The following is a 26,005-nucleotide window of genomic DNA, read 5'->3' as shown; positions in this document are numbered from 1 at the left end:
TTGCGCCCGCCGTTTACGATTTGCGCGACCAGGCGTTTTGCCGAAGCGCAGCGGGCGGCCGGCGCGAATTCGGCCGATAAAAGACCGTCAACTGCATTTATCATGCAGAAATCGCTTGAATCGCGACGGCGGCGGCGAAGGAAAGGAGCTGCGGGGCGCATGCGAACCGTTTCGGTGGTGCTCGACATTCAAACCCAGGCGCTCGACGCCGCCTACACCTACGCCGTTCCCGACGATATGGACGGCGTGCAGGTGGGCTGCGCCGTGCTGGTGGAATTCGGCCGCCGCCGCGCGGTGGGCTATGTCGTGGCCGAAGAGGGCAGCGTCGCCGCGTTTTCAGACGGCCCCGAGGCGGGTGCTCCGTCGTTCGGGTTCGGCGGCTCGGGCAGCGCGCCCGATGCGCCCGCATCGGTGCCCGGCCGCATGTGCTTCGTGGACGACTTGCGCGGCGAACCCGCGCCGCAAGAAAAGAAAGCCGAGCTCAAGGCCGTCCTGGCCGTTCTTTCCGCCCCGTATTTCGACGAAGACGGCGCGGCGCTCATCGAATACATCGCCCATACCTACCTGGCGCCTTTGAGTTCGTGCGTGCATCTGCTGACTCCTGCGGGCCGCACGCCCAAGGTGGTCAAGCGCGAAGACGGCTGGGAACTGCAAAAGCCCGCGCGCCGTCGTAAGCCGAAAGGCTGCGAAGCGGATACGCCGCCCGCGACCGATGTGGAGCTCGCCCGCCGCGCTTGCGAGCTGGAGATCCTCGAGCTCACCGAGGGGCAGCGCCGCGCGTTCGACGCCGTGCGCTCCTGCGTGGAACGCGGCTGCGGCGACGTGGCGGTGATCGACGGCGTGACGGGCTCGGGCAAGACCGAGGTGTATCTGCGCGCCATTCGCCGCAGCCTCGAGCTGGGGCGCGGCGCCATCGTGCTCGTGCCTGAAATCGCCCTCACGCCGCAGACGGTCTCGCGCTTCGAAAGCCGCTTCGGCGCCACGGTGGCCGTCATGCATTCCCGCATGACGCAGGCCGAGCGCTTCGACCAGTGGGAGGCCGTGCGCCGCGGCGAGAAACGCGTCGTGGTGGGCGCGCGCAGCGCCCTGTTCTGTCCCGTGCCGTCGCTGGGCGTCATCGTGATCGACGAAGAGCACGAAAGCACCTACAAGCAGAAAAGCGCCCCGCGCTACCATGCGCGCGACGTGGCCGCCTGGATGGCGAAGCGCCACGGCGCCGCGTTGGTGCTGGGCAGCGCCACGCCGTCGATCGAAACGTTGTGCCGTTGCAAGACCGACCCGTCCTGGCATCGCGTCGCGCTTCCCGAGCGCGCCAACGGGCGTCCCATGCCCGAGGTGCGCGTGATCGACATGGCGCGCGAGTTCGGCAGCGGGTCGCGTTCGATGTTCGCGCGTGAGCTGGTGGCCGACCTGCACGCCGCCTTGGATGCCGGCCGCAAGGCGGTGCTGCTGCTCAACCAACGCGGCTTTGCGAGCTTCGTGCTCTGCCGCGATTGCGGCTTCGTGCCCGAATGCCCCACGTGTTCGGTGTCGTTGACCTATCACGAGCGCGGCAACATGCTGGCGTGCCACCATTGCGGCCGCCGCATGCCCGCGCCGCCGGTGTGTCCCGCGTGCGGCAGCCCGTATTTGAAGAAGTTCGGCGCCGGCACCCAGCGCGTCGAAGCCGAGTTGCGCAAGCTTTTGGCCGAGCGCCCCGAGGTGCGCATCGTGCGCATGGATGCAGACACCACCGCCACGCGCGACGCCCACGCCCGCCTGCTCGACGAGTTCGCGCGTCCGGGCGCGGCGGTGCTTCTGGGCACGCAGATGATCGCGAAGGGCCTTGATTTCGACGACGTGGTGCTGGTCGGCGTGATTGACGCCGACACCCAGCTGCGCCTGCCCGACTTCCGCAGCGCCGAGCGCACGTTCGATTTGATCGAGCAGGTGGCGGGCCGCGCGGGCCGCGGCGCGTTCGAGGGGCGCGTGCTCGTGCAGACCTACATGCCCGAAAGCTGCGCCATCCAGGCCGCCGCCGCCTACGACCGCAGGCGTTTTCTGGCCGATGAGCTGCCCAAGCGCAAGCTTTTGGGCTATCCGCCCTATGTGCGCCTGGTCAATATATTGGTGTGGGGCGATAAGGCGGAAGAAGTCCGCGAGGTGGCCATAGCCCTGTCCGCGCGCATCGAGAAAATGATCCGCGACGTGGCGGGCGATGGCTGGACGAGCCTCGGCGCCGCGCCCTGCGCGATCGACAAGCTGCGCGGCAGCCACCGCTGGCACATTCTGATCAAGGCGCCCGCCGATGCTGATATCGCCGCGGCCATCGCGCCTACGATTAGAGGAAGGCGCGCGCACAAGCGCGTCAACGTGGCCTGCGACGTCGACCCCCTCAGCCTGCTGTAGGGCCGCCGCGCCGCGAGCGGCGAACGCTCGCGGCTGCACGATGTGGGCCCCGCGGCGTTTCGCCGCGGGGCGTCGGCGAGTTCGCGATGCCGTCTCGTGCGCCGTCGGCGAGCGGCTTGCGGCGCGTCGGCCCGGACGCTTGCGCATCTTCGGCGCCCCCCGTGTGCGGCCCGCGACGTTTCGTCTCGGGCGTCGGCGAGCTTCCGGCGCGCATCGCACGTCCGCCGCCCGCGCGCCGCCTGCGGCGTCTCGCGCGCCGTTGTGTGGAGCAATTTCGCTTTTGCGACCCGCCCGGCCCCTGATGGGGCCGCAAGCGGGCATGGCGCGGCGCGCTTTCCGGTATACTCGCGGCTGAAAAATTGCGGTTTGACAATACGGATAGAGGTTTGAATCATGGCATTCGATACGCTCAAGGTGGTCACGTACCCCGACGCCACGCTGCGCCAGGTGTGCGAGATGTGCGACCCCAACGACAAAACGCTCAAGAAGCTTGCTCGCCAGATGGCGAAAACCATGTATAAGAACAACGGCTGCGGCCTTGCGGCCCCTCAGGTCGGCGTGCTCAAGCGCATCATCGTGGTGGACTGTGACCAGGAAGACGGCGAGCAGAATCCCATCGTCATGGTGAACCCGGTGCTGGTGGAAACCCGCGGCCGCGAAGTGGTCGACGAGGAAGGCTGCCTTTCGTGCCCCGGCATCTCGGTGCCTATCCGTCGCAAAGAATACGCCGTCGTGCGCTATCTCGACCTCGACGGCGAAGAATGGATGATCGAAGGCGACGGCCTGTTGGGCCGCTGCCTGCAGCATGAGATCGACCACCTCGACGGCAAGACCCTCTTCGAATCCTGCGACCTTTCCGCGCGCATCCAGGCGCTGCACGATTACGAGGAAGCCAAGGCCGCAGGCGCCAAGCCGGGTGAGACCCGCATCTAGCAGTCGAGTCGGCGCTGATTTCGCATCAGGCCGGAAAGGTGATGCGCATGCGTATCGTTTTCATGGGAACGCCCGATTTCGCGGCGAATATCCTTCGTGAACTGAAAGAACAGCACGACATCGCGGCCGTCTACACGCGCCCCGACGCCGTGCGCGGCCGCGGCAAGACGCTCGAGCCTTCGCCCGTCAAAAAGGTCGCGCTCGAGGCGGGCATCCCCGTGTTCGAGCCGCGCACGCTGCGCGACGAAGACGAACTGGCCCGTCTGCGCGGCTTTAAGCCCGACGCCATCTGCGTCGCGGCCTACGGCAAGATCTTGCCCCAGGAGGTGCTCGACATTCCCGAGCACGGCTGCCTGAACGTGCATGCCTCGCTTCTGCCGAAGTATCGCGGCGCCGCTCCGATCGAGCGCGCGATCCTGGCGGGCGAGCGCGAGGCCGGCGTGTGCATCATGCGCATGGAAGCGGGCCTCGACACGGGCGACTACTGCGTCAGCAGGTCGTGCGAAATCGGCGACATGAACTGCGCCGCGCTGACCGACGAGCTGGCCGACCTGGGCGCCCGCGCGCTGCTTTCGGCGCTGTACGCGATCGAAGAGGGCGCGGTGCGCTGGACGGTGCAAGACGACGCCGAGGCCACGTACGCCGAAAAGATCGGCAAGGGCGAGCTCAACATCGACCCCGCCGACACGGTAGACGTCAACCTGCGCCGCGTGCGCGCGTCGGGCGCGGCGCATCCGTGCCGCTGCGCGATCGCGGGCAAAAACGTCACGGTCCTCGAGGTCGAGCGTCCTCAGGACGGCGAGGGCGAGGCCCTTGCGGCCCCTGGCGCGGTCGCGTTTCGCGCCAAGCGCCTGTTCGTCGGATGTGCGGACGGCGCGCTGGAAATCGTCACGGTGAAGCCGGACGGCAAGAAGGAAATGAACGCGGCGGCATTCGCCAGCGGCGTGCAGAATATCAAATCAGGCACTATGGTATGGGAGCGTATCTAATATGACCGACCAGCATCAAGGCGGGTATCGAGGAGCAGCGGGACGCGGCGGCAACGGCGGCGGCCCCCGTCGCGGCGGCGCAGGCAGGCCTGCGGGCGGCCGTGACGGACGTTCTTCCGGCGGCTACAAGAAATACGACGGCAAGAAGCCTTCGGGCGATTCGCGCGGCGGCTACCGCGGCGGAAAGCCCGGCGAAGGCGGCTACCGCGGCGGCAAGCCGAACGGCGGCGGATACCGCGGCGGCAAGCCGGGCGAGGGCAAGCCGTACGGTTCCGGCAAGCCTTCGTACAACGGACGTCGCGACGACCGCGACTTCCGCGACGGCGATTCGCGCGGCGGCAAGCCGTATAAGAAGTTCGACGGCCCGAAATCCGACCGTCAGGGCGGCTACCGCGGCAAGCTGGGCGACAAGTCCTTCGGCGACAAGCGCCAGGGCGGCTATCGCGGCTCCAAGGACGGCGCACGCGGCGGCCAGCGCGGCCCGAAGAGGTTCGATGGCAAGAAATACGACGGCCCGAAGAAGTTCGACCGTCGCGACGATCGTCGCGACGACCGCCGTTTCGAGCGCCGCGACGACGAGCATCGCACGCAGACGCCGGCCGTGCCCGAGCGTTCCGTCGCGATGACCAGCCCGCGCGCATCCTCGCGCTTCGGCGCCCCCGCGCCCGCTCCCGCGGTCGAGCACGACGCCCGTTCCGCGCGCGACGATCGCGGGCAGCGTCCCCGCCGCGACGACCGCCATCAGGGCGATGCCCGCCGCGGTTCGCGCGACGGCGGTCCCCGCGGCGGTCGCGGCGGCCGTCCCCAGCCCGTCAAGCTTTCGCCGGGCCGTGCGGCGGCGTGCGAAATCGGCCGTATCGTGCGCGAGCGCGAGGCCTTCGTCTCCGAAGTGACCCCTTCGGTCATCGCCAAGCACGAGGGCATCTCGCCCGAGGACGCGGCGTTCGCCACCAAGATCGCCCGCGGCGTCACCTCGACGCTCGGCACGCTCGACGAATTCATCGACCGCAACCTGCGTTCGCCCGAAGACATCCAGGACGACGTGCGCGACGCGTTGCGCGTGAGCGCCTATGAGCTGCTGTTCCTGGGCAAGGACGCCTACGCGGCGGTCGACCAGGGCGTCGAGCTGGTGCGTTCGGTCCAGCCCAAGGCATCGGGCCTGGCCAACTCCGTGCTGCGCAAGATGTCCACGAGCGCGAAGAAGTTCCCTTACGGCAACCCCGACCTGAGCCTTCAGGTGCTCGCCCGCTCTCAGGCGTTCCCGCTGTGGTTCGCCAAACGCCTCATGAACGAGATGGGCCTCAAGCAGGCCACCGATTTCATGCGCGCCAGCAACGCCGACGCGCCGGTGTTCATCGCCGTGAACCCGATCAAGGCCGACGAGGCCGAGGTCGTGGAGGTGTTCGACCAGGCGGGCAGCCTGATGGAGCCTTCCGCCACGGTTCCCGGATGTTATCTGGTGAAAGACGCCCGCGTGCTGCGCAAGCCCGCGGTGCGCGCGCTGTTCGAAAACGGCAGCGTCTGCGTGTCCGACGAGTCCGCCCAGGCCATCGCGGCTCTGGCGTGCCCCGAAGGCGACGTGGAGGCGTTCCTGGAAATCGGCGCGGGCCGCGGCACCAAGACCATCCTGGTGCAGGGCAACGCGGTGCGCAGGTTCGGCCGCACCGTTCCCATGGTGTCGGTCGACGACCATGCGTTCAAGGGCGAGCTTTTGGCCAAGCGCGCGGCGGCCTACGGCATCCAGTCGGTGCGTCCGCTGACGGCCGACGCTCGCAAGCTGTCCGAGAAGCTTCCCGAGGCATCCTTCGATGCCGTTTTGGTGGACGCTCCTTGCTCGGGCGCGGGCACCATGCGCCGTCACCCCGAGATCCGCTGGCGCCTGACGGCCGAGCAGATCGAGGAAATGGCCGCGATCGAATACGACCTGCTTGCCGAGGCGGCCAAGATGGTCAAGCCGGGCGGCACGCTGACGTATGCCACCTGCACGGTGTTCGAAGCCGAGAACTCCCAGGTGGTCGACCGTTTCCGCCGCACGAAGTTCGGCGAGGCGTTCGAAATCGAAGAGACGATCGCCACCACGCTGAGCGCTTCGGGCGCCGACGCCCACTACGCGGTGCGCATGAAGCGCGTCCGCTAAAAGCCCTCGCGGCCGGATTCATAACGAAAGAAAGCCGGAAAGGATGCGTCCTTTCCGGCTTTTTCTGAGGCTTCGGTAGTTTGTGTGACAAGGGGCTAGCCTAGGCAGCAACGCTCTTCGCTCCCTTCACGCCCTTCTTCCTCGCCTTCACCGGGCGACCCGGGAGCTGGGGCTGGCAGTCGCCGCACCTGAGCATGAGCAGGGCCACGAGGTTGTCGGTGTTGCGGAAGCCGTAGCCCATCCTCACCGTCACCTTGATCTTGTTGTTGATGGCCTCTACGCGCCCGTTGCTGATGCCGAGCTCGACTGCGGCGATGATGTCGTCGCGCCGGCGGCGCACCTTCTTCTCCACGGCGACGACCTTGGCGATCTTGCAGTAGGCGGCCCTGTGCATCCAGTCGTCGAGCAGCTCGGCGGCCTCGGAGCCGTCGGCTGCCCGGAAGACGGCCCGCAGGTCCTCCTTGAGCTCCCAGGCCCTGACCAGCCGCGAGCCGGCCCTCTTCTTGAGCGCCTCGAGCCTCGCCCTCTGGCCGTCGGTGAGGTCCTCGGGGTTCTTCACGAGCGCGTAGCGGCTGCCCTTGATGGAGGCCGCCTCCTCCTCGAGCGCCCTGACCTCCTCGGGCGGCAGCTCGCCTTTGGCAGGCCTGCCGCGCTTGCCCTCGGGCCTGGGCCTGGCGGCCCTGGCGGCGTTCCACTCCTCGCAGCGCACGGCGTCGAGCGCGTCGTTCATCCACTGGACCACGTGGAAGGGGTCCATGACCCACCTCGCGTTGGGGCAGCGGCGCTTGACCAGCTGCCTTATCCACCTCGCGCCGTCGGCGGTCACCACCTCTATGGCGCGCCTCTGCTCGCGCGTGAGCTCGTCGAGGAACAGGTTGAGCACGTCCTTGCCGGTGCCCTCGTGCGCCCAGATGAGGCAGCCGCGGTCGTGGTCGACGACCACCGTGACGTACTTGTGGCCCTTCTTGTACGACGTCTCGTCGATGCCGATGCGGCGCACGCCGTCGAACCTCGAGGCGCCGCGCGCGGCCTCCAGCTCGGCGTAGACGCGCCTGCACACGCCGCCCACGCTGTGCCACTCGACGCGGGCGAGCTCGGAGACCGCCGAGGCGGTGCAGCGGACCGCCAGCCACGCCACCCAGTCCTCGAAGTCGCGCGTGAAGCGCGCCCCGTGCCGCGCCCAGGGGACGGCCTCGGTGCGCACGCCGTGCTCCGGGCAGCGCACCCTGCAGGGCGCGTACTCCAGGTAGCAGGCCGAGCGCGCCAGGTCCATCGCCCTCCACAGCCTGGGGGCCCCGCGGTTCGCCATGTCGTAGAAGTCGCAGGCCCTGCCGCATACGGGGCAGCGGCGCTGCTCGCGCTTGTAGGGCCGGACGCTCACGACGATGCGCTCGGCCTCGATGCGCGCGCCCAGGACGACCGTGCGGGCCAGACCGAGGGCGAGAAGTAGTAGACTCTTCATGCGTCACACCTCTTCGGTTGTCTGAATTTGGCTTAGCAATCATAGGCGGATGACGCGGAAACGGCCCCTCCCGGGGCCGTTTCAGTTCCAGATCGTTGTTTTCGCCCGCTGAGCTGGGCCTATGCCGGAATCTCTCCCACAGAAACCACCGAAGAGCCCTTTTTCTTTGCCTGCGTTCTTTGCGCGCCCGCTAATGCAGCGAGGACGGGTCGACGCCTTCCAATTCCAGCAGGTAGCGTTTGATCTTCGGTCCCGCCGCATAGCCCATGAGCTTGCCGCCCGTGCCGATCACGCGGTGGCACGGCACGATGATGGGCACGGGGTTTTTGTTGTTGGCCATGCCCACGGCGCGAAACGCGCGCGGCTTGCCGATCGCTTTGGCGATGTCGGCGTAGGTGAGGGTCTGCCCGTAGGGGATGGAGCGCAGGGCGTTCCACACTTCGAGCTGGAACGGCGTTCCCTGCAGGTCGACGGGCACGTCGAAGGCGGTGCGCTTGCCCGCGAAATATTCCTGGAGCTGCGTGGCCGCCGTGTTGGTGAGCGCGCTCGGACGGCGCGGCGTATCGACGGGAATGTCGCCGAAGACGATGCGCGCGATGCCGCGATCGCTGGCGACGATGGTGAGCCTGCCCGGTGGCATTGCGTAGACGAAATGGTTCATAGTCGCCTTTCTTCCGGGTTCTGCGATGCGCTTGCGTGCGCATGCGACGCTCCTATTATGGCACGAGCCGCAGCCCCGCGGCGCGGGTTCGTCGGTCGGCTGCGTCGGCGAACGGCGGGCGCCCGTCCGCGCGAAACTGCGCAGGATTCGTGCAGGCTTTCGGGCACTCTTCGGTGCATGCGCTAGAATTGAAGCCGTCAAGCAGACCTGTATGCCCACGAAAGGAATCCGATGTTCACCCAACCCCGCATCGCACCCTCCATCCTGTCGGCCGACTTCATGAACATGGAGCGCGACATCCGCGTGATCGAGGAAGGGGGAGCGGGCTTCGTCCATGTGGACGTCATGGACGGCCATTTCGTTCCCAACCTGACGCTCGGCGTTCCCTTCGTCAAGCAGCTCAAGCGCATCACCGACCTGCCGCTCGACGTGCATCTGATGATTTCGAACCCGCTTAACCAGCTGCCGTGGTTCCTCGAGCACGAGCCTGCGATCGTGTCGGTGCACGCCGAAGCCCTCGACGAGCCCACCGGCGAATTCGACCGCGCGATCGACATGATCCACGAGGCCGGCGCCAAGGCGTGTTTGGCCCTCAAGCCCGACATGCGCGCCAGCGTGGTGGAGCCTTATATCAATAAGCTCGACATGGTGCTCGTGATGAGCGTCTATCCCGGCTTCTCCGGCCAGAAATACATCGAAGGCACCGAGAAGAAGGTGGCCCGCGTGGTTGAAATCGCCCGTGCGGCCCAGGCCAGCCCGCTGATCGAGGTCGACGGCGGCCTGGGCGCCAACGATGCGACGCGCGCCGTGGCAGCCGCGGGCGCCGATGTGTTCGTCGCGGGCAACGCCGTGTTCGGCGCCGCCGATCGCGCCGCGGCCATCGCCGCCATGGTGCAGACCGCCGACGAGGCCCGCACCGCCGCGATCGCGTAGCGTCATGGATCGCATCTATCTCGACAACGCCGCCACCACGCCCTTGTCGGCCTGCGCCGCGCAGGCCATGGCCCCGTATATGCAGGCGGGCGTCCAGGCGCCCTTCGGCAACGCGAATTCGCTGCACGGCGTGGGGCGCGAGGCGTTTTCAGCGCTCGAGGACGCCCGCATGCGCGTGTCCCGCGCGCTCGGCGCGAGCCGCCCCGACGAGGTGGTGTTCACATCGGGCGCCACCGAGGCCGACAACGCCGCCTTGCTGGGCATGGCGCTCGGCCAGCGCGAACGCCGCAGGTTGAAGGGCCGTACGGGCGGCCACGTGGTGATGTCGCGCGTCGAGCACGATGCCGTGCTGCATTGCGCCGCCGCGCTCAAGCGCCTCGGCTTCGAGGTCTCCTTCGCCGAAAACGACGCCGCGGGCCGCGTGTCGCCCGAGGCGCTCGAAGCCGCCATGCGCGATGACACGCTTCTCGTGAGCATCATGGCGGTCAACAACGAAGTGGGCACCGTGATGGATACCGCCGCGCTGGCGGCCGTGGCGCACAAGCATGACGCGCTGTTCCACGTAGACGCCGTGCAGGCGCTCGGCAAGATCGCCTTCGACGTGCGCGCGCTCGGCGTGGACGCCGCGTCGTTTTCGGCGCACAAGGTGGGCGGCCCCAAAGGCGTGGGCGTGCTCTACCTGAAGACCCGCACGCCCTTCGAGCCTTTGCTCGTGGGCGGCGGCCAGGAGCGCGGCCTGCGCAGCGGCACCCAGAACGTCGCGGGCATCGTGGGATGCGCCGCCGCGATCGAGCATGCCGTGCGCGAGCAGGCCGCTTTCGCGCAGCGTACGCGCGCTTGGCGCGACGAGCTCTACGAAAGGCTTTGCGCGCATCCGTCCGTGCATGCGGCGGTCGAGGTGGCGCGCGGCGACGAGTCGTTCGCGCCCCATATCGCGAGCGTGTGCGTGCGCGGCATGGAAAGCCAGACCGCCATCCTGCAGCTCGACATGCGCGGCATCTGCGTTTCGGGCGGTTCGGCGTGCTCGTCGAATTCGCTCGACCCCTCGCATGTGCTGGCCGCCATGGGCGTGCCGCGCAATCTGGCCCAGGGGCTTTTGCGCGTTTCGTTCGGCGAATACACCGAACGCGCCCATATCGATGCGTTCATCTCGGCGTTCGAGGAGGTTGTCTCATGACCGATCTTGTGACGATGCATACCCATTCGACGTTTTGCGGCCATGCGAAAGACGCGCTGTCCGACGTGGTGGACGCCGCTCGCGAGGCGGGCGTGCGCGTGATGGCCGCAACCGAGCATTACCCGGTGGGCGACAAGATCGACCCCACGGGCCATTCGAGCATGCGCGCCGAGCTTCTGGAAGACTACTGCGCCGCCGTGCTCGCCGAGCGCGATCGCGTGTCCGATATGGAGATTCTTCTGGGGTGCGAGCTCGATTGGCTCGGCGACGACGAAGAGCGCGGCCTGCGCCCCGAAGATTTCGACCGCTTCGATATCGTGCTGGGCTCGGTCCATTTCGTCGACGGCTGGCTCATCAACGGTAGCCGCCATGCGCAGCGCTGGGAAACCGCCGATGTGGATGCGGCGTGGCTGCGCTACATCGAGCTGTGGTGCGAGGCCGCCGCGAGCGATGCTCCTTTCACCGTGATGTCGCACCCCGACGTGGTGAAGAAGTTCGCGCATTATCCGTCGTTCGACCTGGCCCCGCACTACGAGCGCATGGCCGAAGCCGCCGCGGCGGGCGGGCGCATGATCGAGGTCAATACCTCGGGCCTGTTCGCTCCGTGCGAGCAGATGTATCCGGCGCCCGATCTTCTGAGCGCGTTCGCGCGCGCCGGCGTGCCGTGCACGGTGGGAACCGACGCGCACAAAGCCGCGCATGCGGCGCGCGGCGTGCAGGAGGCCTACGACCTCATGCGTGCCGCGGGATATCGCAAGCTCGCCGTGCCGGGCTACGGCCGCGAGGTGCGTTTCTCGGATCTGTAGGCGGCATGCCGCGCGCGTTCGCCGCGCGAGGCGTCCGGCCGATCGAAGGAGGTTTTCATGGAAGAACCTATGTGCAAGGGCGCCCAGGCGCCCGACTCCCAGCTGCGGGCCGTCGCGCGCGGGCCGTTGGCCCAAAAGCGCGTCGAGCGTCCCGAAACGGTGGGGCGGCTCGTGCAGGGGCTTTCGGCGCTTTTCCCTCCGACCGACGCCGAGCCGTGGGATAGGACGGGCCTTTTGGCAGGCGATCCGGACGCGCCGCTCGAAGGCGTTGCCACGGCGCTCGATCCGACGGTCGATGCGATCCGCCGCGCCGAGGCGGCAGGCGCCAACGTGCTGCTGACGCATCATCCCGCATATCTCGACCCGCCCGCACCGATCGGCCCGCGCTCGAGCGGGGCGATCGCGGCGGGACAGGCGGTCTATGAAGCCCTGCGTCGCGGCATCGCCTTGGTGAACTACCACACCGCGCTCGATGTGAGCGCCGCCGCGCAGGGCATGCTTCCCGGCATGCTCTCGCTCGTCCGCACGGGCGTGCTCGACCCGCTCGCGCGCGATGCGCGTTTGGGCTACGGGCAGGTGTGCGCTCCCGCGCCCGACGACGCGCCCCTGACGCTTCAGACACTCGCGCTGCGCTGCACCGCGGTGTTCGGCCGTTCGCCGCGCATGTGGGGCGATCCCGATGCCCCGGTCGAAACCGTCGCCACCTGGACCGGTTCGGCCGGCCCTGCCGCCGACTTGTGCCTCGAGCGCGGAATCGACGTGCTCGTCTGCGGCGAAGTGAAGTATCATACGGCCCTTGACGCGTCGTCTGAGGGGCTCGCGCTGATCGAGCTCGGCCACGACGTGTCGGAACTGCCGTTCGCGGCGGTCCTCGCCGAAGCGGCGGCAAGCCTGGGCGTGCCGCGCGATTCGATCGTCTGCCTGGCGCAGGACCGCAACTGGACAAACCCCGAAAGCAGGAGGGTATAGCATGCAAGCCACATCGGACCAGATCATCGGCCTTACGAAGCTGCAGCACGTCGACCTGTCGATCGCTCAGCTCGAGCGCCGTCTCGACGGGCTGCCGCAGAAGCAGGGCATCGCCGTGGCGCGCGAGAAGCGCACCGCCATCCAGCAGAAGCGCCGCGCCCTTCTGGGCGCCCGCAAAGACGCCGAGGCCAAGATCGAGTCGTTGCGCGAACAGCAGGCCGAACAGGCCGAGAAGCTCGATGCGGCCCAGCGCGCCATCGAGGCCGCGGCGGGGGATTACCGCGTCGTGACGGCCCGCAGCGCCGAGCTCGAGGAAATCTCGCAGCATCAGGCCGAGCTCGCCGAGCAGATCGAGGCCATTTCCGCGCGCATCGCTGAAATCGAAGGCGTGGAGCCCCAGGTGGAAACCATGCTGGCCCGCCTCGACGAGAAAGAGGCCGCGCTGGTGGAGGAATACCGCCGCGAAGGCGGGGCGCTTCTGGCCAAGATCGGCGAGTCCAAAGCCGAGCGCGAGCAGCTCGTCGCCGTGGTGGGCGCCGACATCATGGCCGTCTACGACCGCATCGCCCGCGCCAAGCAGGGCGTGGCCCTGGCGCACCTGGTGGAGGGTTCCTGCAACACCTGCAGGACGAAGTTCGACCCGAGCAAGGTTTTGGCCCTGCGCAGCGAATACCCGCTTTCGCAGTGCCCGCACTGCGGCCGTCTCATGGTTGTGGACAGGCGTTACGCCGGATAAAAAGAGTATTGTCACGGGTGTTTCTGCATGCTATAGTAGTCAAGCTTTGCGCTTGCATCCAGATGAAATCTGATAGTAATGGAGTGAATGATTATGTCTAAGGTTTGCGAAATTTGCGGTAAGGCCCCTCAGGCGGGTCGTTCCATCAGCCACTCTCACCGCGTCACCAACCGTATGTTCCGTCCGAACATCCAGAAGGTGACCGTCGTCGAGAAGAACGGCACGGTGCACAAGAAGAACGTCTGCACCAAATGCATGAAGGCCGGCAAGGTTACCCGCGCGTAAATAAGCCTCGCACTGTGCAAAAGCCCGCGATATGCGGGCTTTTTTGTGTTCGTTTTCACGTCGAACCGCCGCAAAAAAGCGGTATGGCGGTCGGACGCCCCCGGTAAGGACTATAATTTACGTTTGCATTGCAGTCGTGAGAAAGGAATGAGTTCATGACGCAGCAGGTTTCCGGCAATCTTCACGTTTCCAACGACGTTCTCGCCGATCTGGCCGGCAACGCGGCCCTCGGCTGCTATGGCATCGTGGGCATGGCGGCTCCTACCGTTTCCGACGGCATCGCGAACATCCTGCCCGTCAATCGTCTTCGTCGCGGCGTCGTGGTCGCGGCCAAAGAGGATGGCGTGCATGTCGATCTGTACGTGGTGGTGGAGTACGGCACCAACATCAATGCCGTGTCCCAGAATCTCATCGACAACGTCACCTATATGCTGACCGAGCATGCCCAGGTGCCCGTCGCACGCGTCGAAGTGCACGTCCAGGGCATCAAGGTGCGCAAGTAGCGCAGGTTCCAAGGAGATATAGACATCTATGAGCAAGCATACGACCAACGACGTCCTCAATGCCGTTGCGGCCGCCACTAAGGCGTTGTCCGAACGCAAAGAGGAAGTGAATCGCCTCAACGTGTTCCCCGTTCCCGACGGAGACACGGGCACCAACATGTCTTTGACCATGCAGATGGTGGTCGACAATCTCGCCAAGCTCGAAATCGGCGCCTCCAACGCCGAGATCCGCAAGGCTATCACCACCGGCGCGCTCATGGGCGCCCGCGGCAATTCGGGCGTCATCACCTCCCAGATCCTGCGCGGTCTGTGTGAGGGCTACGAAGGTCATGAGCAGCTCGACACCGCAGCGCTCGATTCCTGCTTCGCGCGTGCCGTCGAGGTTGCTTTCCAGGCCGTGCGCAAGCCGGTCAAGGGCACGATTCTCACGGTCGTCGAAGACGCCGCCGCGGCGGCGAAGAAGGCGCGCAAGAAGAAGCTCTCCCTCGAGGAGGCCCTCGACGCCGTGGTGGCCGAGGCCTATGCTTCCGTGCAGCGCACCCCCGATTACCTTCCCGTTCTCAAAGAGAACAACGTCGTCGACGCGGGCGGTTTCGGCCTGGCCATCCTGATCGACGCCTTCGCCGCGTCTTTGACCGGCAAAGACGGCTTCGTGGGCGATGCCATGGCGTTCGCGCGTCCGGCTCCCAAGGTCGAAATCGAGCAGATCAACGACTGGGAGGGCTCGGCCTTCCGTTACTGCACCGAGTTCCTCGTGCATTCCGACTCGATCGACGTCGACGAGGCGAAGGACTTCCTTCCCACGATGGGCGATTGCGACCTCATGGTGGGCATGCACCCCAACTTCAAGGTGCACGTGCACTCCAACCGTCCCGACCAGGTTCTGGGCTGGTTCTTGACGCATGATGCGCAGATCTCCGAGGTGCATATCCACAACATGCAGCTCCAGAGCGAGGAGCGCACCGAGAAGCTCGAGAGCGAAAAGACCGAGGCCCGCAAGCCCATGGGCGTCGTCGCCGTGGCTCCCGGCGCCGGCAACGCGAAGATCCTCGAGTCGCTCGGCGTCGACGTGGTGGTTTCCGGCGGCCAGACCATGAACCCCTCCACGGCAGACATCCTGGAGGCGGTCAACAAGGTCAACGCCGATGCGGTGCTGATCCTGCCTAACAACAAGAACATCATCATGGCCTCCCAGGCCTGCGTCGACGTGTCCGAGAAGCCCTGCGCCGTGGTTCCCACGAAAAGCGTTCCGCAGGCGTTCTCCGCGCTGTTCGGCTTCGACCCCGAGGCTTCCCTGGAAGACAACGTCGAGTCTATGACCGATTCGTTCTCCGAGGTGAAGACGGGCGAGGTCACGCGCGCCATCAAAGACGCCAAAGACGCCCACGGCAACCCGATCAAAGACGGCGACGTCATCGGCATCGCCGACGGCTCGATCGAAAGCGTCGGCAGCGACGTGGCCGACGTGGTCATGGCCCTGCTCGAGGTCATGGGCGCCGACGAGGCCGACACCATGACGGTTCTCGCGGGCGAGCAGATGAGCGACGAAGAGCTCGACGCCCTGGTCGCGCGCATCGAAGAGGCATACGAGGATGTCGAGGTCGACCCGCATCGCGGCGACCAGGCCCTGTATCCCGTGGTGTTCTCGCTCGAATAACGACAGGCCGCATCGATATGATCGACCGACTCGCCGCCGCCCTGAGGCCTGATTCCCCCGTGACGCAGATCGCGGGCATCAGCGCCGCCAGGGCGGCGGCGCTTTCGCGTTTGGGCGTGCGCACCGTGCGCGACCTGCTGACGCATTTCCCTTATCGCTATATAGATATGTCCAGCCTGCAGACCATCGCCTCGGCGCCGATCGGGCGCCCGGCAACGGTGGCCGCGCGCGTGTACGAGGTGAAGGTCAAGCGCCCCAAGCCGCGCTTCGAGGTGACCGAAGTGACCCTCGTCGACGACACGGGCGTCATGATCGCGTCCTTTTTCAGGCAGCCGTGGCTCGCCAAGTCGCTGCCCGCGGGCACGCGCGTGAGCGTGGCGGGCACGATGGAGTTCAACTACGGCTTCAAGCGCATGGCGTCGCCGTTCATCGACAAGCTGGAAGAAGGCGAAGACCTTTCCGTCGGCAAAATCGTGCCCGTGCACGCCGCCGTCGAAGGCTTGCCTGCGGGTTCGCTGCGCCGCCTGGTGGGCACGGCGCTCGACGCGTGCGCCTGTATGCACGACCCGCTTCCGCACGAGCTGCGCGTCCGCTATCGGCTCATGTCGCGCCATTGCGCGCTGCGCGCCGTGCATTTCCCCTCGTCGATGGCCGAGCGCGCCCAGGCGCGGCGCCGTCTGGCCTACGAAGAGGTGCTGCTGCTCGAAGTGCAGCTGATGCGCGAGCAGCGCAAGGCCTTCGAGGGGCGCACGCCGTTTCAGCACCGTGCGGGCGGCCCGTGCTTCGAGCGCCTGTTCGCGTCGCTGCCGTTCGAGCTGACGAGCGACCAGATGCTCGCGATCGAAGAGATCAGGTGCGATATGGCTTCGCCTGAGCGCATGAACAGGATGCTGCTCGGCGACGTGGGCACAGGCAAGACCATGGTGGCCGCGTTCGCGCTGGCGGTCGCCGCCGATAGCGGCACGCAGGCGCTCGTGATGGCGCCGACCGACGTTTTGGCGCGCCAGCATGCCGTCAAGCTCGGGCCGCTGCTCGATGCGGCGGGCATACGCTGGACGCTTCTGACGGGTTCGAGCACGGCCTCCGAGCGCGCCCGGGCCCTCGAAGGCCTGGCTTCGGGCGAGGTGTCGGCGGCGTTCGGCACGCACGCGCTTCTCGAAGACGACGTGGTGTGCAAGCGGTGCACGTTGGCCGTCGTCGACGAGGAGCAGCGCTTCGGCGTGGAGCAGCGCGCCAAGCTCGTCGATAAAGGCGAGGCGCCCGATTTCCTCTCCATGACCGCCACGCCCATTCCGCGCACGCTCGCGCTGGCCCTGCACGGCACCATGGCGCTGAGCTATCTGCGCGAAGCGCCCGCCCACGCGGCGGGCCGCACCACGAAGGTGCTCGGGTTCAGGGAACGCGGGCGCGCCTACGACGCGGCCTTGGCCGCCTGCGCGCGCGGCGAGCAGGTATACGTGGTGTGCCCTTTGGTGGGCAAGAAGCAGCCTGCCGACGCACCGGGCGAGGGGCGCGGCAAGGAGCGCGCCGACGCCGCGGAGACGAAGCCGTATATCGAATCCGACGCCGACATGCGCGGCGACGACCCGAAGGCGGCCGAGGCCGAGGCGGCCTTTCTGCAGGCGAAGACGTTTTCGGCCTACAAGGTGGGCCTTTTGCACGGCCGCATGAAGCCCGCCGAGAAGCGCGACGTCATGGACCGCTTCGCCGCGGGACAGATCGACGTGCTGGTGAGCACCACGGTGATCGAGGTGGGCATCGACGTGGCCAACGCCACGGTGATGATCGTCGAAGACGCCGAACGCTTCGGCCTTTCGCAGCTGCACCAGCTGCGCGGCCGCGTGGGACGCGCGAGCCTGCCGGGCGAGGTGTATCTGGTGGCGGCCACTTCGGATGCCGAAGCCACCGAGCGCCTGGCGGCGATGGAGCGCACCGACGACGGCTTCGAGCTGGCCGAATTCGACCTGTCGATGCGTCGCGAAGGCGATATCCTCGGCAACAGGCAGCATGGCGCGGGCATGCTCAAGCTGGTCGACATGGCGCGCGACGGCGCGCTGATCGAGGCCGCCCATGCCGACGCCCGCCGTCTGGTCGAAGCCGACGCCGAGGGCCGCACGGGCGAGCTGAGGCTTCTGTATCGCGAAGCCGAGGCCGCGTTCATGCGGCAAGACGAAGGGGCCGAAGGCTCCGCAAGAACGACCAAGGCGCGAACGCGCCGATAGGAGGATGCGCGATGCGCGTTATCGCTGGTTTGTACAAAGGCAGGCCGCTTGCGGCGCCGAAGGGCTCGTCCACGCGCCCGACGACCGACCGCGTCAAGGAATCCCTGATGAGTTCGCTTATATCGGCATACGGCCCGATCGAAGGCGCACGCGTGCTCGACGCGTTCGCCGGCAGCGGCGCGCTGGGCATCGAGTGCCTCTCGCGCGGCGCCGCTTCGGCGCATTTCTTCGAGCGCGATAAAAACGCCTTGGCGGCGCTTCGTTCCAACGTCGACATGCTGGGCCTTCCCGCCGATCGCGCGCGCATCTTCAGGGCCGACGTGATGAAGAACCCGCCTCTTGCCGGCGGTTCGGCCTACGACATCGTGTTTCTCGACCCTCCGTACGCATTCACGGTCGACGAGGTGTATGGTCTGATGGCGGCGTTGCGCGAAGGCGGCCGCCTGTCCGCCGACGCCGTCGTGAGCTACGAGCACGACGCGTCGTGCGACCTGGCCGCGTTTTTCGCCGAGCGCGGCGTGCAGGCGGATATACTTGCCAGCAAACGATTCTCGAAAACGGTCATCGACCTTTTCCGCTTCCTGTAATTTCTCACGGTTCGCAAGGAGGACCATCTCATGAAGAAAGCTCTCGTGCCCGGCACGTTCGACCCGATCACCAACGGGCATCTCGACGTCATCGGCCGCGCGTCCCAGATGTTCGACGAAATCGTCGTGGGCGTGGCGGCGTCTGCGAAGAAGGGCCCGCTGTTCTCGCTCGACGAGCGCGTCGCGTTCGCCCGCGAGGCCACGGCCGGCTTCGGCAACGTCACCGTGGAGCCTTTCGACGACCTGCTCGTGCACTTCGCCGCCGAAATCAACGCCAACGTGGTGGTGAAGGGCCTGCGCGCCATCACCGACTTCGAATACGAGTTCCAGATGACCGCCGCCAACTACCGCCTCAACAGCGATATCGAGACCATGTTCATCATGTCTCCGCCGCAGTACATGTATCTTTCCAGCTCGATCGTGCGCGAGGTGGCCTCGTTCAACGGCGAAATCGGCGAACTGGTGCCGCCGTGCGTCGAAGCGGCGCTGCGCAAGCGTTTCGCCCACTAGGGGAGCGCGAACGCGTTTCGGGCCCGCCCGGCCGCATGCGCGAGGCCGGGCGAAACGGCACGTGCGAGGGGGCTTGCGGTGTGGAGAAAGCATCGAAGCCGCTTTTTCGTGCTAGAATAATTCGACATTGCACACACGGGTCGTCTCTTCGTCCCGTCATCTTGGCAAAAACAACCAGGGTCCGCCCTGGAGGAACGCAGCTTCAATGCAGCATGCACGAAAGGGACTACTCATGGACGAAACAGGAGTTCTTGGACTGATCGAGGAGCTTTCCATTCTCCTCGAGGACTCCAAGCCGGTTTTCGGCAAAGGAAATCTTCGTCAGGTCGATATCGCGGCGGCTTTTGAAATCATGGACGAGATCCGCGACACGTTCCCGGGCGAGTTCGCCCAGGCGCGCCAGATCGTCCGCGAACGCCAGAGCCTCATCGACGACGCCGAGGCCGAAAGCGCCCGCCTGATCGAAGACGCCCGCAGCCAGGCTATGACCATCGCTTCCGAACAGGAAATCGTGCGTATCGCCCAGCAGCAGGCCGATACGATCATGGCCGACGCACGCGAGCTGGAGCGCCAGACGCGCGCCGGCGCCGAGGATTACGCCGACGAGGTGTTCGGCCACGTCGAGCAGAGCCTCGACACGCTCATCACGAGCGTGCGCCGTTGCCGCGACCGCCTCAACAACCAGGGCATCGGCCGCTAATGGAGCGCCTCATCATCGAAGTTCCCGCAGAGCTTTTCTCGCCTGCGGAAACCGCCATGCGCGAGGGCGTCTTCGACCCCGGCCCGTTCACCTGCGGTCCGGACGAATTCGTCGCCTGCGCGCCGTTTTCCTATCATGTCGTGCTGACCAACGTCGGCGGCGCGATCCTGGTCACGGGAACGGTGTCGGGCGAGGCGCGCACGTCGTGCGCCCGCTGCCTCGACGACATGACGGTGCCCATTTCCGGCGAGGTGGAGGGCTACTTCATCATCGAAGGGGAGGGCCAGGCCCCGGAAGATATGGACGAAGACGAGTTCGACGTCCTGCCCGAGTCGCATGAAATCGACTTGGAAACGCTTCTGATGGCGGCCATCCTGGTCGATCTGCCGCTCGTTCCGCTGTGCGACGAAGACTGCAAGGGAATCTGCGCGCAGTGCGGTGCGAGCCTCAACGAGGGCGCGTGCGATTGCGCCGCCGTCGTCGAAGAGGACGATTGCGTGGGCAAGAACAATCCGTTCGCCGCGCTTAAAGATTTGTCGTTCGATTAACGGCTCGGAACCGAACGTTTTTCTTCAAGAGCCCGAATTCGAGTATTGCGCAAACAGAATCGGTTTGCTATTATCTCGTTTCGTCTGATTTTATAGATATGACCGTTTCGATCGATGGTATCGGTCGAGGGGATAAGGAGATGGAAAACCATGGCAGTGCCTAAGCAAAAGACTGGTCGTGCTCGTACCCACTCTCGTCGCAGCGCCAACAGCGTTCTCGCTATGCCCGCTCGTTCTACGTGCCCGCAGTGCGGCGAGGTCAAGCTGCCCCACCGCGTGTGCGGCAACTGCGGCTACTACGGTAAGCGCGAGGTCCTCGAGACCGAGTAACAGGAGCATCACAAGTTCCACCATCAACACTATTGCCGGCTCACGAGTCGGCAATTCGTGTATAAAGGGTTCCGTATCGCCCGCGTTTCGCGGGCGACAAAGCAAGAATCGAAAGGAATCTCATGTCGTTTGACGATACCGTGACCATCGCCGTAGATGCTATGGGCGGCGACCATGCTCCCGGCGTCGTGCTTGAAGGAGTGGCTTCGGCTCTGGAGAAGGACGAGAAGCTTCAGGTGATCTTGGTCGGTCCCGCAGAGGTCGTGGAGCCGTTCGCGAGCTCCCACGCGCGCTGCGTGGCCCAGCCCGCTACCGAAGTCATCGCGATGGACGAACATCCGGCGCAGGCCGTGCGCAAGAAGAAGGATTCTTCGATCGTCGTGGGCTGCCGCGCCGTCAAAGAAGGCCGCGCCCAGGGATTTTTCTCAGCAGGATCCACGGGGGCCTGCCTTGCCGGCGCCACGCTCGGCATCGGTCGCATCAAAGGGGTCCAGCGCCCCGCGCTGTGCAGCGTGATTCCTTCTCCGGTCGCGCCTGTGGTTATGACGGACATCGGGGCGAATGCGGATTGCAAGCCCGAATACCTGGTGCAATTCGCTCGGATGGCCGCCATCTATGCTGAGAAGATCGTCGGTATCGAGTCTCCTCGCATCGCGCTTCTCAACATCGGCGAAGAAGACACCAAGGGCTCGCAGTTCGCGCAGCAGACGTTCGAGCTCATGAAAGAGGGCGTGCCCGGGTTCGTGGGCAACGCCGAGGGCAACGACATCATCAACGCCCGCTACGACGTCATCGTGACCGACGGCTTCACGGGCAACGTCACCCTCAAAACCATCGAGGGAACCTCCAAGGCGCTTTTCAGCGCCCTGAAAGAGGTCATGACGTCGTCTCTGAAGGCCAAAGTGGGCGGCTTGGCCCTGAAGAAGGACCTCAAAGAGCTCAAAGACAGCATCAATGCCGACACCTACGGCGGAGCGCCGCTTCTGGGCGTTGCCGGCGTGTGCCTGGTGGGCCATGGCTCCAGCAACGCGACCGCCATTATGAACGGCGTGCTCGCATCGGCCGAGATGGTGCGCAAAGACGTGGCCGGCCTGATCTCCGAGGCGGTGGGCAAGTAGATGACGCACACCGAAGAGCAGCAGAGCAAGATCGAAGCCGCGCAGCGCATCGTGGGATACGAGTTCCGCGACCCCGCCATTCTTCTTGCCGCTATCACCCATCCTTCCGCTACCGAAGGCATGCCCGTCAAGTTCAGCTACGAGCGCCTCGAGTTTCTGGGCGACAGCATTCTGGGCGCCATCGTGGCCAACGCGGCGTTTCATGAATACCCCGACCTCGACGAGGGCGGTCTGACGCGCATCAAGGTGGCGCTCGTTTCGGGCGCCAGCCTGTCGTCGGTCGCCGAGAAGCTCGGCTTCGCCGATGTGATCGTGTTCGGCTCCTCCGAGCGCGGCACGGGCCGTCGCGGCCTGCACTCGGCGCTCGAGAACGTCTACGAGGCCATCGTGGCCGCGCTGTTCCTGGATGCGGGCATCCAGGGCGCGCAGGAATTCGTGGGACGCACGCTTATTCCGCGCATGTCGATCGATATGGCGCGCGAGCCCGAAAACCCCAAGAGCGCCCTGCAGGAAAAACTGCAGGAAGAGGGCATCACGCCCACCTACAAGCTCGTGGAGACGCAGGGCCCGCCGCATGACCGCACCTTCGTCTCGCAGGTGTTCGCCGGCATGAAGGCGCTTGCAAGCGGCATGGGCCGCACGAAGAAGGAGGCTGAGAGCCAGGCGGCCAAAACCGCGCTCGACTCGCTCGGCTTCAGCAAGACGTCGAAGGCCGACAAGGCGAAAGCCAAGCAGGAGAAGAAGCAGGCCCGCGCCGAGAAAAAGAGCAAAGGCTAGGAATGCATCTTAAGTCGCTCGTCCTGAAAGGGTTCAAGTCGTTTGCCGACCGCTGCGCGATATCGCTCGAGCCGGGCATTACCGCGGTGGTCGGCCCGAACGGATCGGGAAAATCGAATATCTCCGATGCGGTGCTTTGGGTCCTCGGCGAGCGCAATGCGAAGAACCTGCGCGGCCAGGCGATGGAAGACGTCATTTTCGCGGGGTCTTCGGCGCGCAAGAGCGTCGGCGTGGCCGAGGTGGATCTGGTGCTCGACAACGCCGACGGCACGCTGCCGGTCGATTTCTCCGAAGTGTCGCTGACGCGGCGCATGTATCGCAGCGGCGAAAGCGAGTACCTGATCAACGGCTCGCCCGCGCGCCGCATGGACTTCATGGACATTCTGCACGATACGGGCCTGGGCGAAGGCGCGCATTCGATCATCGGGCAGGGCAACCTTGACGCCATTCTGGCGAGCCGGCCCGAAGACCGCCGCGCCTTGGTCGAAGAGGCTGCAGGCGTGCTCAAGCACAAGCAGCGCAAAGAACGCTCCGAACGCAAACTCGCGGCGATGGACGCCCATCTTGCGCGCGTCAAAGACGTGGCTGCCGAGGTGGAGCGCCAGCTCAAGCCGTTGGCCCGCAAGGCCGCCCGCGTGCAGGCCTACGAATCCGTCTCGAAAGAGCTGGCCGAGCTGGAGCTGATGCTGGCCGTCGACGACCTGCGCGTTTTGCAGCGGCACTGGGACGAAGCGCTGCTGCGCGAGCGTGAGGCCGCCGCCGCGATCGACGTGGCGAGCCTCGAGGCCGAAGAATCGCAGGCGAAGCTCGAAAAGCTTCAGGTCCTTCTGCAGGAGAAAGGCCTGTATGTGGGAGACCTTGCCGAGCGTCGCGGCCGATTCCATATGGCGCTCGAGCGCCTTGAATCCAACGACATGCTTCTTTCCGAGAAGGCGCGCGGCATCCGGGCGCGCCTTGCTTCGGCGCGTGAGACGTTCGAGGGCAGCGCGCGGCGCATCGAGCGCTTCGAGCGCGAGGCGGGCGAGCTGCGCGCGAAGGCCGACGACGTTTCGGCGCGCCGCGACGCGCTGGCGTCGTCGATCGAAGATCTCAAACGCGAGCATGCAAGCGCGGGCGAGGAGCGCGCGCAGGCCGATGCACGCCTGACCGAGGCGCAGTCTTCGATGCGCGCGTGCGAAGCCGAGCTGAACGACGCCCTCGCTCGCAAATCCGAACTCCAAGACGGCATCGCAGGGTGCGTGTCTTCTCAAGAGCTGCTCGAATCGAAGAAGGCGGAAACGGCCCGCGACGTGGCCGCCGCCCGCGACGAGGCGCATCGCGCGGCATGCGAGGCGAAAGAGGCCGACGAGCGCCTGTCCGAGCTGAAGGCGAAAAACGCCGCCGCGTCCGAGGCCGCGGTATCCGCCGACGATCGCGCCGCGCAGGCGCGCGCGGCGAGCGATGCGGCCCGCGGCCGTCTGCAGCAGACCGAAGCGCGCATCGCCGCCTTGGAAGAGCTGCGCCGAAGCATCGGCGAGCGCGGCGAGGCTTCGGCCTGGGTGCGCGCGCATGCGGCCCGTTTCGACGATGCCGCGTTCACGCTTTCGTCGCGCATCAAGGTTCCGTGCGAACTCGAGCCGCTCGTCGAGCAGCTTCTGGCAGACGACTTGGCCGCGTTGTGCGTGTCCGACGCCCGAAGCGCCTGCGCGCTGGTCGAGGCCTTGCGCGACGCGCGCCTCGAAGGCGCGGCGGGCGTGCTGATGGCCTCTGCCGCCGCCGTCGGCTGCGACCATGCGGCGTGCCGTCTGCTCGACCGGATCGAATACCCCGACGAACTTCGCGCCCCTTTGGAGGCCCTGCTGGGCGATGTCGTGCTGGTTTCGTCGTTTCAAGAGGCTGCGGCGCAGGCCGAAGGGGGAGACCGACGCCTCCGGTTCGCGTCGCCCGACGGCTTTGTCGTGCGTCCCGGCGCGAAGGCGTCGTTCGGGTCGGGCTCCGACGTGCGCACGGGCCTGCTCGCGCGCGAACGCGAGCTTGCCGAGCTACAGGTTCGTATGGCCGAGGAGCGCGAATCCTTCGCCGCGGCGCAGTGCTCGGCCGACGAGGCAGTCCGCGCGCTCGAAGCGGCGCGGGCCGAAAGCCTCGTGCTGTCGCAGGCGTGCGCGCAGGCCGAGGGCGCGTGCAAAAGCGCGCATGCCGACCTGGCGCGCGCCGAAGCGCGGGTCGCATCGGGCGAGGCGTCGCTGCGTAAGGTCGAGGCCGACCTCGAAGCCGCGACGGCCAAGCTTGCCGCGGCGCGTCCCGAAATAGACCGGCTTTCGGCGGCCGCCCAGGCGTGTCGCGACCGTCGCGCCGCGCTTGAAGACGCGCAGGCGGCCGCATCGCTCGCGCGCGAGGCGGCCGCCTGCAACGAAAGCCGTCTGCACGCGGAGCTTTCCGAGGCGAAACTGGAGCACGCCACGGCTGCCGAGCGGGCGAAATCGCTCGAGCGCGAATGGCGCGACCGGCGTGCCGAATGCGAGCGCGCTTCGAAGGCCCGCGAGCGCGCGGCGGCTCAGATGCGCGTGCTCGAGCAGGCCGAACGCCGTATCGACCCTCTGCACGGCGTATTTGCGGCGCTGCGTGCAAGCGCGCAGGCGCGCATCGACGGCCTTGCGGGCGAATCCGCGCTGGCGCAAAGCTCGTCGGCCGAGCTTTCCGAAGCGATCGAGGCCGCCCGCGCGGCGTCTCGTCAGGCGCAGGACCGTCTCGAAGCGGCCCGTGCGGGCCTCAACGAGGTGCGCGTTTCGAAGGGAAGGCTCGAGGTGCAGGTGGAATCGGCCGTTTCCGCGATCGTGCGCGATTGCGGGGTGCCGATCGAGACGGCGATCGAGACGCCGCCTCCCGAAGACCGCGCCGCCGCCGAGGAGCAGGCAGCCGCGTTGGCCCGCCGCCTGAAATCCATCGGTTCGATCGATCCGTCGGTCGCCGAGGAATACGCGGCGGCCAAAGAGCGGTATGATTTCCTCTCGTCGCAGATCGAAGACGTGGAAGCGGCCCGGCGCGCCTTGCGCCGCATCGTTTCGGCCATCGACGCGCGCATGAAGGAGCAGTTCGACGCGACGTTCGAACGCGTGAACGAGAACTTCGGGCGCATCTTCGCCCAGCTGTTCCCGGGAGGTTCGGGCTCGCTCGAGCTGGTGGCGCTCGACGACGCCGGCCATACGGGCGTCGAGGTGCACGCCCAGCCGCGCGGCAAGAAGATCGCCAAGATGACGCTTATGAGCGGCGGAGAGAAATCGCTCGTCGCCATCGCGCTGCTTTTCGCGGTGTATAGCATCCGGCGCACGCCGTTTTATATCCTCGACGAGGTGGAGGCGGCGCTCGACGACAGCAACCTGCGGCGCCTGCTCGCGTATCTCGACACGCTGCGTCACGAAACGCAGCTGATCATGATCACGCATCAACGGCGCACGATGGAGATGGCCGACGTGCTCTACGGCGTGTCCATGCAGGCTGACGGCGTGACCAAGGTGGTCTCGCAGCGCCTGGACAAGGCATCTCGCACGAAACGATAGAGGCGGCGCGCCCGCGCCCCTTCTCGACCGAATATTGGAAA

Annotated in this window: 23 protein-coding genes; 21 read left to right on the top strand and 2 right to left on the bottom strand. The window is 66.5% G+C overall.

Annotated features, from left to right (window positions below; genetic code table 11):
* The first annotated feature begins 159 nt into the window (after window positions 1-159).
* The 4 genes from priA to DMP07_RS01900 all read left to right on the top strand — a co-directional run bounded on the left by priA (window position 160) and on the right by DMP07_RS01900 (window position 6,447).
* Complete coding sequence (gene priA / locus DMP07_RS01915) at window positions 160-2,388, top strand: replication restart helicase PriA (protein WP_123197451.1); 2,229 nt, start codon at window positions 160-162, stop codon at window positions 2,386-2,388.
* Between the two features lie 393 nt (window positions 2,389-2,781).
* Window positions 2,782-3,321: a peptide deformylase gene (gene def / locus DMP07_RS01910; RefSeq protein WP_123197450.1), complete on the top strand. Its 540-nt coding sequence runs from the start codon at window positions 2,782-2,784 to the stop codon at window positions 3,319-3,321.
* 47 nt (window positions 3,322-3,368) lie between these two features.
* On the top strand, window positions 3,369-4,310 hold the full coding sequence (fmt, locus tag DMP07_RS01905; RefSeq protein ID WP_123197449.1) for a methionyl-tRNA formyltransferase: 942 nt from the start codon (window positions 3,369-3,371) through the stop codon (window positions 4,308-4,310).
* 1 nt (window position 4,311) lies between these two features.
* Window positions 4,312-6,447, top strand: a complete 2,136-nt coding sequence (locus DMP07_RS01900) for an RsmB/NOP family class I SAM-dependent RNA methyltransferase (protein ID WP_123197448.1) — start codon at window positions 4,312-4,314, stop codon at window positions 6,445-6,447.
* Between the two features lie 100 nt (window positions 6,448-6,547).
* Here DMP07_RS01900 and DMP07_RS01895 read toward each other — a convergent pair whose 3' ends face one another.
* Entirely contained in the window at window positions 6,548-7,909 is a 1,362-nt protein-coding gene (locus DMP07_RS01895) for an ISL3 family transposase (RefSeq protein ID WP_123197447.1), read from the bottom strand.
* A gap of 190 nt (window positions 7,910-8,099) precedes the next feature.
* On the bottom strand, window positions 8,100-8,570 hold the full coding sequence (locus tag DMP07_RS01890) for a methylated-DNA--[protein]-cysteine S-methyltransferase (RefSeq protein ID WP_123197446.1): 471 nt from the start codon (window positions 8,568-8,570) through the stop codon (window positions 8,100-8,102).
* Between the two features lie 231 nt (window positions 8,571-8,801).
* Between DMP07_RS01890 and rpe the strand changes: the two genes are divergently transcribed.
* From rpe to smc, 17 genes are all read left to right on the top strand, one after another.
* Window positions 8,802-9,503: a ribulose-phosphate 3-epimerase gene (rpe, locus tag DMP07_RS01885; RefSeq protein WP_123197445.1), complete on the top strand. Its 702-nt coding sequence runs from the start codon at window positions 8,802-8,804 to the stop codon at window positions 9,501-9,503.
* Window positions 9,504-9,507: 4 nt separating this feature from the next.
* Window positions 9,508-10,680, top strand: coding sequence for a cysteine desulfurase family protein (locus DMP07_RS01880; protein ID WP_123197444.1), 1,173 nt, complete (start codon window positions 9,508-9,510; stop codon window positions 10,678-10,680).
* Window positions 10,677-11,486: a histidinol-phosphatase gene (locus tag DMP07_RS01875; RefSeq protein ID WP_123197443.1), complete on the top strand. Its 810-nt coding sequence runs from the start codon at window positions 10,677-10,679 to the stop codon at window positions 11,484-11,486. Before DMP07_RS01880 ends, DMP07_RS01875 begins: the two co-directional genes overlap by 4 nt.
* Window positions 11,487-11,543: 57 nt before the next feature.
* Window positions 11,544-12,455 (top strand): Nif3-like dinuclear metal center hexameric protein, encoded by a 912-nt coding sequence (locus DMP07_RS01870; RefSeq protein ID WP_123197442.1) that lies wholly within the window; start codon window positions 11,544-11,546, stop codon window positions 12,453-12,455.
* A 1-nt stretch (window position 12,456) separates the two neighbouring features.
* Complete coding sequence (locus DMP07_RS01865; RefSeq protein ID WP_123197441.1) at window positions 12,457-13,191, top strand: zinc ribbon domain-containing protein; 735 nt, start codon at window positions 12,457-12,459, stop codon at window positions 13,189-13,191.
* A gap of 93 nt (window positions 13,192-13,284) precedes the next feature.
* On the top strand, window positions 13,285-13,476 hold the full coding sequence (gene rpmB, locus DMP07_RS01860) for a 50S ribosomal protein L28 (protein ID WP_123197440.1): 192 nt from the start codon (window positions 13,285-13,287) through the stop codon (window positions 13,474-13,476).
* A 155-nt stretch (window positions 13,477-13,631) separates the two neighbouring features.
* Entirely contained in the window at window positions 13,632-13,979 is a 348-nt protein-coding gene (locus tag DMP07_RS01855) for an Asp23/Gls24 family envelope stress response protein (RefSeq protein ID WP_123197439.1), read from the top strand.
* A 28-nt stretch (window positions 13,980-14,007) separates the two neighbouring features.
* The gene (locus DMP07_RS01850) at window positions 14,008-15,636 is read left to right on the top strand and encodes a DAK2 domain-containing protein (protein ID WP_123197438.1); all 1,629 of its coding nucleotides are present in this window, start codon (window positions 14,008-14,010) and stop codon (window positions 15,634-15,636) included.
* 17 nt (window positions 15,637-15,653) lie between these two features.
* The gene (locus DMP07_RS01845) at window positions 15,654-17,858 is read left to right on the top strand and encodes an ATP-dependent DNA helicase RecG (protein ID WP_123197437.1); all 2,205 of its coding nucleotides are present in this window, start codon (window positions 15,654-15,656) and stop codon (window positions 17,856-17,858) included.
* 11 nt (window positions 17,859-17,869) lie between these two features.
* The gene (rsmD, locus tag DMP07_RS01840) at window positions 17,870-18,445 is read left to right on the top strand and encodes a 16S rRNA (guanine(966)-N(2))-methyltransferase RsmD (RefSeq protein ID WP_123197436.1); all 576 of its coding nucleotides are present in this window, start codon (window positions 17,870-17,872) and stop codon (window positions 18,443-18,445) included.
* 30 nt (window positions 18,446-18,475) lie between these two features.
* Complete coding sequence (gene coaD, locus DMP07_RS01835) at window positions 18,476-18,955, top strand: pantetheine-phosphate adenylyltransferase (protein ID WP_123197435.1); 480 nt, start codon at window positions 18,476-18,478, stop codon at window positions 18,953-18,955.
* 232 nt (window positions 18,956-19,187) lie between these two features.
* Complete coding sequence (locus DMP07_RS01830; protein WP_009138920.1) at window positions 19,188-19,655, top strand: ATP synthase subunit B family protein; 468 nt, start codon at window positions 19,188-19,190, stop codon at window positions 19,653-19,655.
* A complete protein-coding gene (locus tag DMP07_RS01825; protein WP_123197434.1) occupies window positions 19,655-20,203 on the top strand; it encodes a YceD family protein in 549 nt (182 codons plus the stop codon). The genes DMP07_RS01830 and DMP07_RS01825 overlap by 1 nt, the downstream gene beginning before the upstream one ends.
* 150 nt (window positions 20,204-20,353) lie before the next feature.
* Window positions 20,354-20,533, top strand: coding sequence for a 50S ribosomal protein L32 (rpmF, locus tag DMP07_RS01820; protein WP_123197433.1), 180 nt, complete (start codon window positions 20,354-20,356; stop codon window positions 20,531-20,533).
* A 122-nt stretch (window positions 20,534-20,655) separates the two neighbouring features.
* The gene (gene plsX / locus DMP07_RS01815) at window positions 20,656-21,651 is read left to right on the top strand and encodes a phosphate acyltransferase PlsX (RefSeq protein ID WP_123197432.1); all 996 of its coding nucleotides are present in this window, start codon (window positions 20,656-20,658) and stop codon (window positions 21,649-21,651) included.
* Window positions 21,652-22,428, top strand: a complete 777-nt coding sequence (gene rnc / locus DMP07_RS01810) for a ribonuclease III (protein ID WP_123197431.1) — start codon at window positions 21,652-21,654, stop codon at window positions 22,426-22,428. It begins immediately after the preceding gene.
* A gap of 2 nt (window positions 22,429-22,430) precedes the next feature.
* Window positions 22,431-25,964 (top strand): chromosome segregation protein SMC, encoded by a 3,534-nt coding sequence (gene smc / locus DMP07_RS01805; RefSeq protein ID WP_123197430.1) that lies wholly within the window; start codon window positions 22,431-22,433, stop codon window positions 25,962-25,964.
* Window positions 25,965-26,005 lie beyond the last annotated feature (41 nt).

Origin of the sequence: Slackia faecicanis, from assembly GCF_003725295.1 — a bacterium.
Taxonomy (GTDB): domain Bacteria; phylum Actinomycetota; class Coriobacteriia; order Coriobacteriales; family Eggerthellaceae; genus Slackia; species Slackia faecicanis.
This window is presented reverse-complemented; position numbering and strand designations above follow the sequence as displayed.